The sequence below is a fragment of the Paraflavitalea sp. CAU 1676 genome (assembly GCF_029223285.1).
In the GTDB taxonomy this organism is placed as follows: Bacteria; Bacteroidota; Bacteroidia; order Chitinophagales; family Chitinophagaceae; genus Paraflavitalea.
This window is the reverse complement of record NZ_JARHUJ010000014.1, coordinates 74,923-91,755: the sequence shown is the minus strand read 5'-3', so window position 1 is coordinate 91,755 and position 16,833 is coordinate 74,923. Positions and strand designations below refer to the sequence as shown.

The window sequence follows — 16,833 nt, the reverse complement described above, 5'->3', positions numbered from 1 at the left end:
ACCGTTTAACGCATTGTTTCTGAGCCCTTCAAAGCCCACTTTTAACACTCCTTTCAGATACCCTTAAAAAGCCACTTTTAAAGTTCGTAGTTTTACTGCACGATATTTGTTACAGAATACACCATTATCCCACTTACGACTATGGAATCTAAGAACCAATCTCAGATTACTTTCGATTTTTCTGAAGCTCAAACTCAGGAAAATGCTTCTGTGGGGGTAAGGATAAAATCCATCAAGCCCATAGAACTGCCCAGGGAAGAGCCCGAGGCCGAACCTGAGCTTGACCAGATCGATGAGGAGCCACAGGCAACCCCATCCCCCCTCCAGGAGGTGATGGCAGAAGCCTTAACGGCCGTAACCGAAGCTCCGGCCGCCAAACAGGCCGTTAAAAAGTCTACAAGGGGGCGTAAATCGCTGAAAGCACTCGACGCGGAGGCAGACCTTGTTCACATACCAGCAGACGAAATACTGTTCCAGCGGCAGTATTATGCGATCGGGGAAGTAGCCGAAATGTTTGGCGTAAACCAGTCCCTGTTGCGTTTCTGGGAAAATGAATTCGATATCATCCAGCCCCGCAAGAACCGCAAAGGCGACCGGCATTTCAGGCCCGTCGATATCAAGAACCTGGAATTGATCTACGACCTCCTGCGCCGCCGTAAACTCACTATAGAAGGCGCCAAAGACTTCCTCAAGAAGAATAAACAAAGCAAGGAAAACTTCGAAATGATCCAATCACTCCAAAAGGTAAAGGAGTTCCTGCTCGAGATCAAAGCAGCCCTGTAAATAGTTAGCCCTCCTTCGTAAAGATCGTAGCCGCCGCAGGTTCCGCAGCCGCCCTGGTTAATTGGATCCGCTGGCAGACTCCTTCATAACGATCACTCCCGGCTCTTTCGTAGCCAGCTTGATCTTCATGTCCTTCATCAGCGCGATGATAAAGAGGTTTACGTCCTGCCGCAGCGCGTTGAAATCGGCCACCGGAATAGTAGCAGTAAAGAACTCCACGTTCACGAGGTAGGTATCTTTAACAATATCAGAGAGGAATACAGTATAATTTTCTACCACATTGTTCCGCACCTGGAATTGCTGCTGAATGCGCAATATCAGTTGCCCGATGGCCTCATGCGGCGTATCGATGGCCAGCTCCAACTGCACAAAAGCCCTTCTCTGCGTACGCAGCGTGAGGTTATCCATGATACTGTCCACCATCTGCTTGTTGGGCATCGTAACAAAAGTCTTCTGGTCCGTACGGATACGCGTACTCCGCAAACCTATCTTCTCCACCGTACCGGTGATCGATTGCACCTTCACCAGGTCGCCCACCATGAATGGCTTATCAAAAAAGATGATGAAAGACGCGATCAGGTTCTCCAGGCTTTCCCGGGTGGCCAGCGCGATGGCCGCACCGCCGATACTCAGGGCCGTGATCAAATTTGTGATAGGATAGTGGAAAGCCAGCTTCAACACCATCAGCACACCCATGATCACAACAATGGCCTTGAAGAAATCCTTGAAGAACACCACCAGCTGATTATCTGTCTGGTCGGGCGTAAGATCGGCTTTGTGCTGTAGTATCATCGCTACAAAATCGATGATGCGCAGCAGCAGCCAGTTGAAAGTAATGATCATGACGATAATGGCAACGCCATCGATAAAACCATGCAGCTTCAGTTTGTATAAACTGATATCGAATAACCGGGGAAAGGTAAGTTTGTCGAGAGAGATGATGATCACCAGCATCAGCAGAAAAGTCTCCAGCGGTGATACTACGAGGTTTACAAACGATTTTTTGTCGACCCCACTGGCCACCCGGTGAATGACCCGGTACAACAAACCGGCAATGTACCGCGACAAATAACGCTTGAACAGTACGGCTAACAGTATAGAACCACCTACCAGCAAATAACTTCTGATCGTATTATCCAAAAAAACACCATCCAGGAATCTGTCCATGCTGCAAATTTAATTAAAACAGCCTCCGGAATCCCAAAGAGAAAGTTATAAGTGGCCTGTAATTAACGATAAGTATAAATTTCCAACTGCCCGTCGCGCAAAAGATAGAGATAGCCAGGAACAATTTTGATCTTCCGGGCCTTTTGCATGGAAGGTGGAATAGGATATTGCTGCAGGTTGAGGGTACCTGGCTCATAACGATACAATAGACCGGCATCACGTCCGAAGATCGTATTGTTGATCACCGAAAAATCGGTCCACCCGATAAACCGGATGCGGTTCTTGAAAGCGCCGTAATAGTCAAATAAATAGACACCCTTGGTGGCATCGTACAGGTACACCTGCTTGTTCTGGTCTACAATGAAATTGGGCGAGGGCATTGAATCGAACAGCAGTCTGAAATCGGCCGTCTGGTCAATAATGCGTCCATCCTCTCCTATCCGCTTCAGCTTGCTTTCCAGTTCGTCAAACACCCAGATATTGTTGTCATACGCCTGGCCGATCGCCTTTACCTGGAACAATTGCCGGCGCCGCAGATCGAGTGTAGAACGGGTATTCAGGAAACGGTCAAGCGTAACGACCGTACCAAAATCCTTAAAATACAACAGCACCTTAAGCGGGTTCGAAACATCGATGAACTGGATCTTGCCATACTGTCGCACATTATTGAAAACGGCAACAGAATCACCAGCCGGCCCCATCTTCTTCAACTGACCCGATTGATTGAGCACGTAGATATTACCCAGGTTATCGACCGTGAAGTCGGTAAAGTCTCCGGCGATGGTGCGCGACAAAATAAAAAAGCTGTCACGCTGCGCGGGCTGTCCCTGCTGCGCAAACAAGGTTCCGCCGGCGCCCGGCAGACAAAGGATCAATAGGAGGAATAATATCGTTGATCTTAATTGCATTATTGGGCTGCTTGCCCGCGGATGATCTTGTGTTCCAATTCAGGATACCTCGATTGCAAGGTAAGCTCTGCACCGTCAAACACCGCGTAGGTATAGTAACGGATCCAGTCGCCCAGGTTGATATACCGGCTGTCCTTATTCATCACAAAATCGATGGGTAAATGCCGGTGACCAAATATCAGGTATTTATAAGCCTTCTTCTGTAACACCTCCTTGCTGTAGATGATCAGCCACTCGCCCGCTTCGCCAAAGAACTTTTCGTCCGTTTGTCCGGTCATGCGGCGGCTGCGCCGGCTCATGTAATTGGCGATGCCCATGCCCATATAAGGCGGCAGCACACCAAACAGCCATTGACACACCGGGTTCCTGAATATCTTTTTGATGAATTTGTAGCCATGATCGCCGGGCCCCAGGCCATCACCATGCCCCACGAGGAACTGCTGGCCATTGAACTCAAACTCTCTCGGTTCGAAATACACGGGAATATTCAACTCCTGCTGCAGATAATCCTTCATCCACATATCGTGGTTGCCGACAAAGAAATGAATGGGAATGCCGCTATCGGTGATCTCTGCCAGTTTGCCCAACAGCCGCACATATCCCTTGGGCACTACCATGCGATACTCGTACCAGAAATCGAACATATCGCCCACGATAAAGATCACGGCTGCATCTTTCCTGATCTCTTCAAGAAATTCCACAATGAGCTTTTCCCGCTTCAGGCTCGCAGCCGCATCCGGAGCACCTAGATGAAAGTCGGAAAGAAAATATACTTTTTTACCAGCGGGTATGTTCATAGCAAAGCCTTAAAAAAATCCTGACTGACTCTTCTTCTGTTGTTCATCACGATACTGCAATACACTACCCGATACAATTGGTGGTTTACCCACCACATCCTGGTTGTACCAGTAGATCCACGCCAGTGTATCCTTTTCATTGATCACTACATTCACAGGTTCGCGGCGATATAAAGGCTGCTCGCCAGCATCGGGAAACACCCCCTCATAATCATCGAGCTGGCTCATCGCCCAATCGAATTCATCTTTATTGTTGAGCAGGTATAGTTCGCCCACGATCCACGCATCCTGATTAACAGGTACCGCAGCAGGGTATTCGCCCATATCGAACAACTTACCCTGCACCTTTGCCGGACCGATCAGCGTAAAATACCGGCTGATGTAGCCATAGGCAGGATGGTGAAAGCCGCTCAGCAGCGATCCGTACACAAATAGTTGATAGATTTCAGGAGCCATAAGAGGTGTAATGAATAGGTGAATACACGTAAATGCACAAAGCATGCCCACGTTTCACATTCCCTGTAAAGATAATGGCAATTGAAGAATAATACCGACGCAGGCTATTTGTCGACGAGGAATACATATACCTCTTTCGGCCCATGCACCCCTACCACCAGCGTTTTTTCGATGTCCGCCGTACGGCTGGGGCCGGTTGCAAAGGTGATCAGGGAAGGCAGGTTATTGCCATATTTCTCCCTGGCTTGCAACAGCCCGTCGCGGATATCGTACACCAGCTGGCTGGTATAGGCAATACAAATATGGATGGGGGCATATACGCTTACTGTTCGGCCGCTGGGCTGGCCGGCACTCAAGACGATAGTGCCCGTACGCGCTACCAGCCACTCGCAGGTAGTAATGGCCGCATCGCAACTGGCTACATCGCCATGGTTGAACGACTTAAAACCGTGGGTAGCAAGGTTACGCCTCAAATCATCTTCGCGGCAATAGATCTTTTCCCATTTATTATGGCCAATCACATGATCCAATTGGGCAGCCAGTTCCTGTTCGTTAAGGCAGAAGACAAACTTACCCTGGAGCTTGGAGAATTGTTCCGCGAACTGCACTTCCAGTTCCTGTTGAGAGGGCTGGAATACCGAACTGTTTCCTTCACTTTGCGGAAAAGGAAGAGGCGTTGACTGAGTCAACGCCTTCCGTATTTTCTTGAGAATACTTTCCCTTGCAGGAGAAATCTTCATAATATCAATTAAGAAGTAGCAGGATGGTTGGTTACATTGCTGTCGTACGGCGGCACACCTTCACTGATAGAACCTTCTTCAGCACCGTGCGTAGGATCACCATCCACATCCAGTAATTTCTTTTCACCGTAAGGACGTTTGCCGATCAATGCTTCCACATCGCTTTGGAATAATACTTCCTTGCTCAGCAAAGCTTCTGCCAGTTTTTCAACCTGTCCTTTCTTTTCAGTAAGAAGTTCTTTGGTCTTTTCGTAGGCATTATCGATCAGCTTCCTCACTTCTTCGTCGATCAACTTGGAAGTTTCTTCGGAATATGGCTTGGTGAAAGAATTTTCTGCAGCCGGATCGTAGAAACTTACATTACCTACCTTATCATTCATACCATACACCGTGATCATGGAGTAGGCAATGCGGGTGATCTGTTGCAGGTCATTCTGGGCACCGGTCGAGATCTTACCAAAGAAGATCTCTTCGCTGGCACGACCACCGAGGGTCATGCAGATCTGATCGGTGAGTTGATCGGTATTGTACAGGTATTGCTCCTTCGGTGTGTATTGGGCATAACCCAGTGCAGCCACCCCTCTCGGAACGATAGTCACCTTCAGCAGCGGATAAGCGTGCTCCAGGTACCAGCCGCAGATCGCGTGACCGGCCTCGTGGTAAGCGATGATCCGCTTTTCATCGGGCGATATGATCTTGTTCTTTTTTTCCAAACCACCGATAACACGGTCAACGGCATCCTGGAAATCTTCCATTTCTACTGATTGCTTGCCTTTACGGGCAGCGATCAGGGCCGCTTCGTTACAGATGTTGGCGATGTCCGCGCCGGCAAAACCAGGGGTCTGCTCAGCGAGTTTATGGATGTCTACTCTTTCAGATATTTTAATGGGCTTCAGGTGCACTTTGAAGATGTGCTCACGGCCTTTCAGATCGGGTTTGTCGATAGAGATCTGGCGGTCGAAACGGCCGGGTCGCAGCAGGGCAGAGTCGAGTACATCGGGACGGTTGGTAGCCGCCAGTACGATGATACCGCTTTCGCCGCTGAAACCATCCATTTCCACCAGCAACTGGTTGAGGGTGCTTTCTCTTTCGTCGTTGCTCATGATGGCGTTCTTGCCACGGGCACGGCCGATAGCGTCGATCTCATCGATGAAGATGATACAGGGCGCTTTTTCACGGGCCTGCTTGAACAGATCCCTTACACGGCTGGCACCCACCCCTACGAACAGCTCCACGAAATCGGAACCACTCATAGAGAAGAAAGGAACCTGTGCTTCACCCGCCATGGCTTTCGCCAGCAGGGTTTTACCGGTACCGGGAGGGCCTACCAGCAAAGCTCCCTTAGGGATCTTACCGCCAAGCGCTGTATATTTCTTGGGATTCTTTAAGAAGTCAACGATCTCCATTACTTCCACTTTCGCTTCGTCGAGACCAGCTACATCAGAGAAAGTAATATTGACCTTAGTGCCTTTATCGAAAAGAGTAGCCCTTGATTTACCAATATTGAAGATGCCGCCGGGGCCACTGCCGCCGCCTGCACCGCCACCCATCTTACGCATCAGCATCACCCAGATGAGGATGATCACTACCAGCGGAAGCAGGAATTGAATAATAGAGGTGAACCATTCGCCTTCCTGGGCAGGTTTGTTGGGTACTACCTTTACACCAGTATGGTCTTTGTACCAGCTTTTCAGCTCTTTATCAAACTCATCGGCCTTGATAACCTTGAATTCGAAGTGAGGGCCTTTTTCTGATACACCAGGCCATTTCTTGGAAAGCTGGTCTTTGTATTTCTGATAACCCGCAGAGGTAAGCGTGATCCTGATAAGGTTCTTATTGGTGATCGTCGTTAACTTATCGATATCCCCTTTCTCCAGCATCTGGTAAAACTCCAATTCATCAATTTCTTTGGCGTCGGGGGCAAAGGAACCGAATAACTGAAAAGCTACCAGTACAGCAAAGATGATCGCCCAAACCCAATAGATATTGAATTTCGGACCTTTACGCTGGCCATTATCATCACCTCTTGGGCGTAGGCGCGGAAAACCGCGTTCATTCTGTCTTGAATCGTCCTGTGACATATTGTACTTGCTTCAGCTTGTTTTTCTAATTAAGGATTATAGTGATGAAATTGTTCGAAAAAACCTGTTGAAATGGCAGATTCTGAACAGCTCCCGGTACACAATATCAAACATCCGGCCTTAAGAATCAAATTATTTATGCTCTTCGGCGTCGGCGTCGCTCCACATTTCTTCCAATTTGTAGAACTTACGAGTCTCTGGCAACATGACATGCACCACGATATTAACGTAGTCTACGATCACCCATTGTGCACCCTGGTGACCTTCGTGATGATAAGGCGTGTCTTTGGCTGCCTCCTGCACATGCGCTTCCACAAAATCGGCAATGGCTTTTACCTGGGTTGTACTACCAGCCTCACAAATGATGAAAAAATCAGCAATAGCTTCGGGAATTTTCCGGAGATCGATCGATATGATATGACTGCCCTTTTTCTCCTGAATAGCGTGGATGATGGCTTTAAAAATCTTCGAGTTCTTAGTTAACCTCGTTACACTGGTCCGCTTACGACGGGTAGCTAACATTGACAGTTGTTCCAATAATCATTACGTTTTAGATGGTCAAATTGTAATCCTGAATAGCTTATTGATCGCTGTCAGGATCCGCTGTATCCCGTTTATCAGCCTTGCTATTCCATTATCCCAATATAACAGCACAACAGCTTAAACGTTCAACAGTAATATCTATTTTCGTGCAATCCAAAAATAGTAATCTTTTGCCACATCCCGCTATTGGCCAACAGCTTATTATATTGCCGGTTATAGATAGCACCAACAACTATGCCATGGCCCAGGCAGCGGCTGGCAAAGCCCCGCACGGCAACGTCTATTTTACACTCGAGCAAACCGCCGGCAAGGGCCAGCGCGGTAAAACATGGCATGCCACCCCCGGCGAAAATATCATGATGAGCGTGGTAATCTACCCGGAAAGCCTGATAACCAGTCAACAATTTTTACTCTCCGCCGCCATCGCCCTTGGTTGTTATGATTTCTTTAAAATCTACGCCGGTGAGGAAACACGCATCAAATGGCCCAACGACCTGTATTGGCGTGACAGAAAGGCAGGGGGTATCCTTATTGAATCCAGAATCGGAAGGGCCGATCAGGAAGGCGGAACACCCGCCTGGTTGCTCGCCATTGCAGGTATGGGTATCAATATCAACCAAACCGGTTTCACGCCGCAAACCCTGCGCCCGGTCTCGCTAAAGCAGATCACTGGTAAAACCTACGATATCATCCCCTTGGCAAAGGAGCTTTGCCAGGCGCTAGAAAACCGCTACCAGGCATTACAGCACCCGCAACAGCTATTGGCTGATTATCACCAGGCCCTTTATAAATACAACGAGACCGTAAAACTCAAAAAGGATAATATCGTTTTCGAAACCACCATCCGGGGGGTTACCGCCGATGGCAGGCTGCATACGCAGGACACCATCGACCGGTGGTTCGGGGTTGGGGAAGTAGAATGGGTGATTCATCCCTGATATATATCAATTAAACGGAAGGGTGCAGCGTTTACTTCCATAACCGTATCAGATAGGGTATGAAAGCAATCCCTATCATAACCCCTTTAGCCTTTCTCTTAAGCGCCTGTGTCGGCATCGTCGACCCGCCGGCGCCCGACGGAGAACAACAAGCCTGGGTACCCGTATACGCCACGCCCGCCGCGATGCAGGCGATCGACATAACCGCCGCCAGGCCTACCCTCAAACCGGGAAAGATCTACAGCTATGGCAGCTATGTATTCCAGAATGAAATCCAGGAAGGCGTTCATATCATCGACCGTTCCGGCGCACAGCCTAAAAAGATCGCCTTTCTGAAGATCCCCTTCAGCACCGAGATCGCGGTAAAAGGTCATTACCTCTACGCCAACAGCGTGAGCGATATGGTCGTCATCGACATTGCCAACCCACAGCAACCCACCATCGTTAAACGGCTCAAAGACGCCTTCCCACCGGTATCGCAGGATTACCCGCCCTACAATAATGTTTATTTCGAATGTGTAGACCACTCCAAAGGCATTGTTGTTGACTGGGAACTGAAAACCGTTAAGAAAGTAACCTGCCGTCGTTAACATTAAACTATTACAGTGAGAAACCCCATCATATATACGCTCCTCCTGGTCAGCATCGGCATCACCAATCTGCGATGCTCCAAGGATTCTGCCGCAGCCTTTGTATCAACCACCGGCCAGGGCGGTTCGCTGGCCCGGTTTGCCATTACGGGCAATTACCTGTATACCGTAGATGCGTCGAAGTTGCGCGTGTACAACATCAGCGATCCCGCCGATCCCCTACTGAAGTCAACGGTAGAAGTAGGCTTTGAAATAGAAACGATCTATCCTTTCAAAGACAAGCTCTTCATTGGCTCAACCAGTGTAGTACACATATTCTCCATCGAAAACCCCGAACAACCGCAGAAGCTAAGCACCGCCATCAGTCCACAAGTGCTGAGGAGATGCGATCCCGTGGTAGCCCGCGATAATGTAGCCTACGCCACCCTGCGCACCAATGGTGCTTGCGGAGGCAACCAAAGCATCCTCGCCGTGTATGACATTACCAATGTCACCAACCCCATTCAGAAAACAGCCATCAACGTTCCGGAGCCTTACGGTCTGGGTTATCAACAGAACGCCCTGTACGTATGCAGCCGCGACAGCCTGCTGGTATTCGATATCACAGACGCCTGGCAACCCAGAAAGACAACAGCCCTCAAGGACGGATCTTATGTGGATGTAATACCTACATCCAATACCCTCATCTGCTGGGTGCGGGATGGCCTGCTGCTCTACGATATCTCAACCCCATTGACCCCTCAACTGATCACAAAAATCAATTAATGCCTGCTATACGATTTGTACTCTTATTCAGCCTCAGCTGTTGGATAGGCACCCTTACTGCCCAACCGAAAAAAGGATATACCATACCGCCAGACACCTGGTTGCTCCGGATAAACCCTATGGGCCTCATCGATCCCATCGAAACCAATCTTTCCCTGGGCACCGAATACCGGTTTCACGAAAGCTGGGCTACCTCGGCCGATGTAGCTTATGTATTTCAATCCTACAACGTGCGCAATGCCAAACACGCCAAAGGGTTCATCGTCCGCCCCGCCATCAGGAAATACTTCGACCGCGGCCTTAACACCTACGTGGAAGCCGAATTACATTACAAGATGGTGTCCAGCACAGTGGAAGATTGGGTGGGAAGGAAGACCGTAAACGGCGTGGCAGCTTACCAGGAATACAAGCGTTTCCATGCCCGGAAAAATGTAGGTGGACTGCACCTGAAACTGGGCGTGCAGGAAAGCCTCAACAGGTCACATCGGCTATGGCTGGAAGTATATGCCGGCATTGGCGTACGCCACCGCTGGCTCACCAACGACCTGCCCTCCGACGCCACCTACCAGTTCATGCGATCGATGTTTGCCACCAACCTCAACGAAGAAAGATCCACCGTACCGGCCTTTGTTGGCGGCTTCAGGCTCATGTATAAGATTAATTGAGCGCACCAGGCGCCGCTCCCCCTCGGGTGCCAATAAAGCCATGACAGCAAATACGGCCCATGAAAAAGGACCACCCCTTACGGGATGATCCAGCCGTGTTAAAATAAACCCGGATTCCTATTTTTTCTTACTGAGGGTGAATACACGCGACAGGTTGAACCCAAAGCGGATCTCTCCTTTCCAGAAGTCATCGGTGGTAGTGGTTAAGAAAGCCCGTTCGTTCATACCGATGGCATTGGTAAAATGCAGCTGAAAAACGTGCCCTCCGGTCTCGAAATCGAAGCCCATTGCAATCGGGTCCTTGGTGCCCTCCTGCCGGCCAGCCAATATCGGTGTATAGTCTAACACAAAAGCCGTGCGTTTAGAGAGTTTGACACGCCCTCCCATGCCGAGTGCCCAGGTATTGTTATCGTCCTCTGCACCCGGCACCAGGTTGCGGTGCAAAAAGATAGGATTCAGCTGCAAGCTCAGCCCCTCACTGAACTTTCGGCCAATGATCACTTCCTGAAAAAAAGCCAGCCGGTGCTTGAACTCATACGCATCTTTGGGCTCGGGAAAATCCTGTGTTCTAACTGTCATGCCCGTTATCAATACCACCGAGAAGGGAAACCCACCCGGCCCCTTCGATTGCCATATAGGACGATATTTAATAAATCCATCCAGTTCTTTGTTCACATTGCTTCGACCTATACCGATTGTAAGGCTTTTCCCCACCCCATAGTCAAACCCAAAACGCGTATTGGCCTCATCCAAGCCGAAAAGATCTTCGAAGCCGTTTTGAATAGTGCCAAACCGGTGCAGGATACGCACATCCATCACCCCTTTGCCAATGAACTCCATCGAGTGGTTGTTGATTACCCGCGACGATTTAAAAGCATTCTTCACATACTCCTTCTTCGCCGTATCGGGCCCAAGCTGTTTCAGCAGGTCTTCGTCTTGCGCATAGGCTGTATGGGCCACGACCAGCAACAGCAATGCGGCCAGGCGGCCGCCTATTCTTTTATTCATAATTCAGTAGTTATAAAGGTTTGAGTATTACTTAAGGGGGTCCAGCGGGCAATCGATCGTGATCGTTACTGTATTGGAAATATTCTCCTTCACGATGGCCGGGATCTTGATCTGATAGTCCGACAACAGGATGTTGAAGCTGGCATTCAACTGAGGTTTGCCGCTTCCGATCGTAATATTGCCCGGCACCTCGATCTCTTTACTAATGCCATGTATGGTGAGGGTACCCTTTACCCGCGCAGCATACACACCATCCTGACCATATTTCACATCACCATTGTTGCTCACCTGCCCCTTGAAATCGCCTTTTGGATACTTGTCACTTTCTACATAATTCTCATTGAAATGCTCCTGCATCAAAGCCTTGGCGAATTCAAAGCCCTTCATCAGCACGGCAAACTGCAGAGCGCCCGACTTTGCATCCAGCACACAGGTAACACCTTTATGTTTAGCCGCAATGGTCTCGATATTGCCTTTGGATACGAACGAGATCTTACCACTCTTGGTAAAGTATCTGTCTTGTGCAGTAGCCAGTACGGATAGCAATAAAAGCACCTTGGCTATGCCAATAACACGCAAATTCATTGTTCAATAGAGTTTTAAAGTAAAACTTAAGGTTTACCGGCAACTACACACCGGTTCAGTTCAACATCCGACCCCAGCAACCCTGTTTCGTCTTTCTTGAAACCAGTGATAGCACCTTTTAATGTAATGTGATCGCCCCTTTTTAACGCGATGGCGGTGGCAGCAAAACCGCTGTCGACCAGGCAACGTACCGCCGAAGACAATGCTATGGTATCGCCCAGCACCACCGTACAATCGCCCGCCGCCGTATCGATCGATGTAACCATTCCATGTACTGCGAGTATCTTATTCCGGTATTTGTTATAAGCCACACTATCATTGGTAAGGAATTCATTCACCAACCCCACAGCCTCTACTGTTGCATCGGCCTCCACTGCCGCTAAACTTTTATTGGCACGGTGATATTCCCGGTAAGCGTACATCGCGATGATGGCCGCCACCACTCCACAACCGAGTATCACCCATGTTCTCTTACGCATGCAATTAATTATTGGGAGTTCCTGAATCAACCCAGCACTTGATCATCTTGATCTCGCTCGACGGAAGCGGTCCGCCCACTTTCGGCATATACCCGGTTACTACTGCCGTTCTTATCTTTGCAGCAGCATTTTTAATCTCGTTATAATTGGTCAGTTGCCCGGGACCGTTGGTAGATCCCGCACCATGGCACCCCTGGCACTTAGCCTGAATGATCGGCAACACATCATTCGCAAAGCTGGCATTGACGCCCGTGCAATCATTACCAGACGGATTGAGCAACTCCTCTTTGTCATTCGTACAAGCCACAAACACCGCCAGACAAACAACCAGGGTGATAAACACTTTTTTCATCATATTAAAAATCGTTTCCTGTGTCTAACCTTACGGCGTTTTATTAACGAGGGTTGCCTGTAAAAAAAATCCCTGTCCTGGAAAGGACAGGGAACCAAACCCTTAGAACTTATGATAACCCATAGAAGGAGCTCCTATCTGCATAGACAGTGCTGGCAGTGGCTTCTTCCGGGTTTATAATTTTTGATACGTTAATTCCGATTGCAGGGTTTCCTTCAATCAGTTAAAGTGTCGAAACGCCCTTTAAAAGTGCGGCAGCCGTTCAGTACTTCCTCGACGAGGTTAGAGAAATATCGGCCCACTGCCAGGCTTTCTCAAAACGCTGGCGCACCAGCTCCGCATCGGCATTTCGCTCCTGGCCTTCAAGGCTCTTTAACAAACCCATCAGGGCCCAGCCATTTTCGGGGAGTATCTTCAGATCATCCCGGTAAATAGCTTCGGCTTCTGTAAAACGTTTCGCCTGCAACAACACATGACCCAACGAATGACGCACCGAGAAAAACCAATCGGGCGGCTCCTGGTAGTTAAGCTTATCTTCTATCACCACAGCCTGTTGAAGTAGCGCAATGGCCTGATCGTATTGATGGCCGAAAGCCAGCATCTCAGCCTCCAGCGTCAGCGCAGCAATAGAGATCAGGTCCAGCGCACTATTGGTTTCCCATATGAGTAATGAACGCAGCGAGGACTCGCCGGCATATGCTTTCAATTTCTTCAGCTCGGCAGTAGCCTCCTGCCATTTACCTCGGGCCGTAAAAGCCATGCCCCGCGCATAATGCCAGATGGCGGTGGGATACTGTAATGATCCGCCCGGAGCCGGAATAGAAAGAATATCTTCCCATTTGCCCAGATGCACCAGCACATAAAAAGGAATACTATAATAATGCTGTACCGTACCATTGGTGGCCAGGTAACGCCTGTCCGCATGCCGCGATACAGACCACGCAGCTTCCATCGCTTTCTTACTATTGCCTTCCAGAAAAGCACAGGCAGCCAGGAAATGGATATTGTGCGGAAAATACAATAGTGGATAAGTACCCTGCGATTTGCACTGGGCAATATAACTGCTGTCCGAAACCTGCGCCAGTTCAGTAGCCTGCACCCCGTCGTGATAATGCCCCGTGCGGATATAGATATGCGCCGGCATATGCACCAGGTGCCCCGCAGCCGGCACCAGGTTCAATAATTTCCGCGCCGCCGGCAGGCCCCGCGATGCAGTGGACGATGCCTCCACCGCATGTATATATAAATGAAGCGCACCCGGATGGTTGGGATGCCTTTTCATCGTTGCTTCCAGCAACTGCTCGATGCCCGGCGTCCAGGGCTGCGCCTTCCCATCTTTGCTGTAGAGATTCCAGGGATGCTCGTTCATCATCGCATCGGCATACAACGTTGCCACATCCGCATCCTGGGAAAACTGCTCATAAGCCTGCTTCATCGCCGCAGCATAAGCCGCATGGAAGGGAGCCATTTCACTCACCGGCTCCGCAGGATAGCGTTTCAGCAGCGCGTTGATCAGCCACTTTTCTTTGGCACTAGCTTTCCATTCATGCTGCTTCGCATTCGTCATAGACTTATTGATCTCTTCCAGGCTCGAAGGATTGAGCGCCGCATTGTAATTGGGCCCCAACACCATGGCCATACCCCACCATCCCATCGCAGCAGAAGAATCCAACCGGGTCACTTCCAGGAACGACCGCGCCGCCTCGCCATGATTGAATGCATACATCAGCATCAATCCTTGGTCAAAATACCGCTGCGCCTGCTTCGACCGGGTAGATATTTCGAAATGAAGATTGCCCAATCCTTTGATCAAAGGAGCATTCCCCGCTTTGAGTTTCGACAGGTCGAGCGAAGGCGAACAAAATATAGTGATCGCACGCCCGGCGGTCTCTTCGCCCAGGGCCGGACTGTCATACGCTTCCAGCATGATCACTACCGAAACGATGCAAAGCGCGAAGCCCATCACATAACTACTTCTCATAAAAAATGATTTTCACATTAAAGTCGGGAGCCGGCAGATCGTCGAGCACCCTGTCATAAACATTGATCCGCTTCCATAGTCTTTTAATTAATTGCCAGGTTTTCATACAGCAACAATTGATTAGTGTTTATAGACCGCCAAAAAGCGTTCGTCATCATTAAAACCCATTGATAAAAGTGATCAGGTCGTCGGCAAACCGGCTGGGCGATTCCCAATGCACAGCATGCCCGATGCCCTCGTAGACCAATACTGTGGAACCAGAGAGCGCCACGGTCAACAACTCCTGGTCGTGCCGCGGAGAAAAAACATCCCTGTCGCCCCAAATGATTTTGACCGGCTTTGTGTATGATCTCAACGGCGCGAGGTAATTAACGTGAAACAGCGATTGCCCCACTTTCTTCCATACATGCGCCGGCACCTTGCAGCTTTCACCAATCATCGTTTTCAGGAATGCCGGTTGAATTGGATTGGCCAGTGTACCCTGTTGAAAGGAAGCAGCAAACTCGCGGTCGATAGGATCTTTCAATCCCTCCAGCGACTGCGCAAACTCCTGCACAGCGGCATTGTTAGAAAAATCAGCGAAACTGCCTACCAATACCAGGCCCTTCGTCATTTCGGGATGGTCGAGGGCAAACTGCTGGGCGATCATAGAACCCATAGAATGCCCTACCACGATAGCATTGCTGATTTTTTGTTGGTGGAGAAATGCGGCGATGTCGGCCGAAAAGTCGTGCATCGCATACCCTGTTGCAGGCTTATCGGAATTGCCATGGCCGCGCAATGTAACTGCCAGCACATGCACATTACCAGGCAAGAGCGGCAGTACCGGCTCCCAGCTATGCCAGGAATCGGTAAACCCATGCAACAGGATAACTGAAATACCTTTTGCATCGCCCTGCTCGACGTACTCGAGCTTCACGCCAGTCGACAACTGAATGTTTTTAACCAGCGGCAACGGCGCTCTAAAAGAAGAATACTGTCCCAACCCCAGGGTACTCAATAGCAATAACATCCCTAACAGGGTAAAAAGTCTTTTACTCATGGCTAACATTTTTTTTGTGATACAATAGCGTACACAAAATTGCCCGGCTTATCTCATGTATACAATCACCAAAACCCGTAACGGGGTGACCGGATATGGGGAAAGATTCAACCGGGTAACAGATAAATTTGAAGAAGAGAAAGAAGACAAATGAAGGGGGGTAGATATAGAATACAAATACTAAACGATGCGTTGATGGATGGCCTTCGCCACCGCTTCGGTCAACGAAGCCACATGCAACTTCTCATAGATCTTCTTGACATGGCTGCGTACCGTTTCATAACTGATGGTGAGCCGGTCGGCGATCATCTTATAGCTCAGGCCTTCTACAATACAGGCCAGCACCTCTTTTTCACGAACTGTGAGGCGGTAGTCGGGTGCCTCTTCGGGTTTCACATGCTGCGGGATCTGCTGCAGCTTACCCAGTACCTTACGTGCAATGGACGGCGACATCGGCGAGCCGCCATACTGCAGCTCATTGATGGCATCCACCAGCCTGGTATTGAGGTGGTTTTTGAGAATATAGCCCGAAGCACCCGAGCAGATAGAGTCGAACACCCGGTCGTCATCCTCAAAAACCGTTTGCATCAACACCTGTATGTGCGGATATTCTTTCCGGATGGCGGCCACCGCCTCGATCCCCGTCATGCCGGGCATCTCGATGTCCATTAAAACAATATCCGGCTTGCACGACCGAACATCATCCACACAATCCAGTACATGCGAAAACGAGCCCACCACTTCAAAAGTGGGCACCGTGTCCAGCAACAGCGTAATGCTTTCCCGGATATTCTTGTTGTCATCAAAAATCGCGATCCGCAAACTCATAAAATGGATTTTATCAAATGTCTGAATAATAGGTTGCCGCCACAATCCCCATATCCGGGGAGAAGACCCAGGCTTACCAAACACCCATGCCCAACAAACCTGTCATGAACGCTTCTTAACTCCTG

The 16,833-nt window shown here is 49.5% G+C and carries 19 protein-coding genes; 5 read left to right on the top strand and 14 right to left on the bottom strand.

Annotation, left to right across the window (positions count from 1 at the left end):
- The first annotated feature begins 141 nt into the window (after positions 1-141).
- Entirely contained in the window at positions 142-783 is a 642-nt protein-coding gene (locus tag P2H89_RS34580; RefSeq protein ID WP_275836005.1) for a MerR family transcriptional regulator, read from the top strand.
- A gap of 57 nt (positions 784-840) precedes the next feature.
- On the opposite strand, the gene P2H89_RS34575 is transcribed toward P2H89_RS34580, so the two are convergent.
- From P2H89_RS34575 to rsfS, 7 genes are all read right to left on the bottom strand, one after another.
- The gene (locus P2H89_RS34575; protein ID WP_275836004.1) at positions 841-1,950 is read right to left on the bottom strand and encodes a mechanosensitive ion channel domain-containing protein; all 1,110 of its coding nucleotides are present in this window, start codon (positions 1,948-1,950) and stop codon (positions 841-843) included.
- Positions 1,951-2,012: 62 nt separating this feature from the next.
- Positions 2,013-2,858, bottom strand: coding sequence for a hypothetical protein (locus P2H89_RS34570; RefSeq protein WP_275836002.1), 846 nt, complete (start codon positions 2,856-2,858; stop codon positions 2,013-2,015).
- Positions 2,858-3,655 (bottom strand): UDP-2,3-diacylglucosamine diphosphatase, encoded by a 798-nt coding sequence (locus P2H89_RS34565; protein ID WP_275836000.1) that lies wholly within the window; start codon positions 3,653-3,655, stop codon positions 2,858-2,860. Before P2H89_RS34565 ends, P2H89_RS34570 begins: the two co-directional genes overlap by 1 nt.
- Before the next feature lie 9 nt (positions 3,656-3,664).
- Positions 3,665-4,111 carry a gamma-glutamylcyclotransferase family protein gene (locus P2H89_RS34560; protein ID WP_275835998.1) on the bottom strand — a complete coding sequence of 149 codons (447 nt, stop codon included), beginning with the start codon at positions 4,109-4,111 and terminating at the stop codon, positions 3,665-3,667.
- Between the two features lie 104 nt (positions 4,112-4,215).
- On the bottom strand, positions 4,216-4,851 hold the full coding sequence (locus P2H89_RS34555; protein WP_275835996.1) for an LUD domain-containing protein: 636 nt from the start codon (positions 4,849-4,851) through the stop codon (positions 4,216-4,218).
- A gap of 8 nt (positions 4,852-4,859) precedes the next feature.
- Positions 4,860-6,932 (bottom strand): ATP-dependent zinc metalloprotease FtsH, encoded by a 2,073-nt coding sequence (ftsH, locus tag P2H89_RS34550; protein ID WP_275835994.1) that lies wholly within the window; start codon positions 6,930-6,932, stop codon positions 4,860-4,862.
- Between the two features lie 132 nt (positions 6,933-7,064).
- Entirely contained in the window at positions 7,065-7,454 is a 390-nt protein-coding gene (gene rsfS / locus P2H89_RS34545; protein ID WP_275835992.1) for a ribosome silencing factor, read from the bottom strand.
- Between the two features lie 191 nt (positions 7,455-7,645).
- Here rsfS and P2H89_RS34540 point away from each other — a divergent pair, with 191 nt between their 5' ends.
- The 4 genes from P2H89_RS34540 to P2H89_RS34525 are packed head-to-tail and all read left to right on the top strand — an operon-like array spanning position 7,646 to position 10,433.
- On the top strand, positions 7,646-8,413 hold the full coding sequence (locus tag P2H89_RS34540; protein WP_275835990.1) for a biotin--[acetyl-CoA-carboxylase] ligase: 768 nt from the start codon (positions 7,646-7,648) through the stop codon (positions 8,411-8,413).
- 59 nt (positions 8,414-8,472) lie between these two features.
- Positions 8,473-9,003, top strand: coding sequence for a hypothetical protein (locus P2H89_RS34535; protein ID WP_275835988.1), 531 nt, complete (start codon positions 8,473-8,475; stop codon positions 9,001-9,003).
- Positions 9,004-9,018: 15 nt separating this feature from the next.
- Positions 9,019-9,768 carry a hypothetical protein gene (locus tag P2H89_RS34530; protein ID WP_275835986.1) on the top strand — a complete coding sequence of 250 codons (750 nt, stop codon included), beginning with the start codon at positions 9,019-9,021 and terminating at the stop codon, positions 9,766-9,768.
- Positions 9,768-10,433: a hypothetical protein gene (locus tag P2H89_RS34525; RefSeq protein ID WP_275835984.1), complete on the top strand. Its 666-nt coding sequence runs from the start codon at positions 9,768-9,770 to the stop codon at positions 10,431-10,433. The genes P2H89_RS34530 and P2H89_RS34525 overlap by 1 nt, the downstream gene beginning before the upstream one ends.
- A gap of 117 nt (positions 10,434-10,550) precedes the next feature.
- On the opposite strand, the gene P2H89_RS34520 is transcribed toward P2H89_RS34525, so the two are convergent.
- The 7 genes from P2H89_RS34520 to P2H89_RS34490 all read right to left on the bottom strand — a co-directional run bounded on the left by P2H89_RS34520 (position 10,551) and on the right by P2H89_RS34490 (position 16,708).
- Positions 10,551-11,441 (bottom strand): DUF5777 family beta-barrel protein, encoded by an 891-nt coding sequence (locus tag P2H89_RS34520; RefSeq protein ID WP_275835982.1) that lies wholly within the window; start codon positions 11,439-11,441, stop codon positions 10,551-10,553.
- Positions 11,442-11,468: 27 nt separating this feature from the next.
- Positions 11,469-12,026 carry a YceI family protein gene (locus P2H89_RS34515; protein WP_275835980.1) on the bottom strand — a complete coding sequence of 186 codons (558 nt, stop codon included), beginning with the start codon at positions 12,024-12,026 and terminating at the stop codon, positions 11,469-11,471.
- 26 nt (positions 12,027-12,052) lie between these two features.
- Positions 12,053-12,505, bottom strand: a complete 453-nt coding sequence (locus P2H89_RS34510) for a hypothetical protein (protein ID WP_275835978.1) — start codon at positions 12,503-12,505, stop codon at positions 12,053-12,055.
- Between the two features lie 4 nt (positions 12,506-12,509).
- Complete coding sequence (locus tag P2H89_RS34505; protein WP_275835976.1) at positions 12,510-12,860, bottom strand: cytochrome c; 351 nt, start codon at positions 12,858-12,860, stop codon at positions 12,510-12,512.
- Positions 12,861-13,119: 259 nt separating this feature from the next.
- On the bottom strand, positions 13,120-14,838 hold the full coding sequence (locus P2H89_RS34500) for a hypothetical protein (protein WP_275835974.1): 1,719 nt from the start codon (positions 14,836-14,838) through the stop codon (positions 13,120-13,122).
- Positions 14,839-14,995: 157 nt separating this feature from the next.
- Positions 14,996-15,880, bottom strand: a complete 885-nt coding sequence (locus P2H89_RS34495) for an alpha/beta hydrolase (protein WP_275835972.1) — start codon at positions 15,878-15,880, stop codon at positions 14,996-14,998.
- 180 nt (positions 15,881-16,060) lie between these two features.
- Positions 16,061-16,708 (bottom strand): response regulator transcription factor, encoded by a 648-nt coding sequence (locus P2H89_RS34490; RefSeq protein ID WP_275835970.1) that lies wholly within the window; start codon positions 16,706-16,708, stop codon positions 16,061-16,063.
- Positions 16,709-16,833 lie beyond the last annotated feature (125 nt).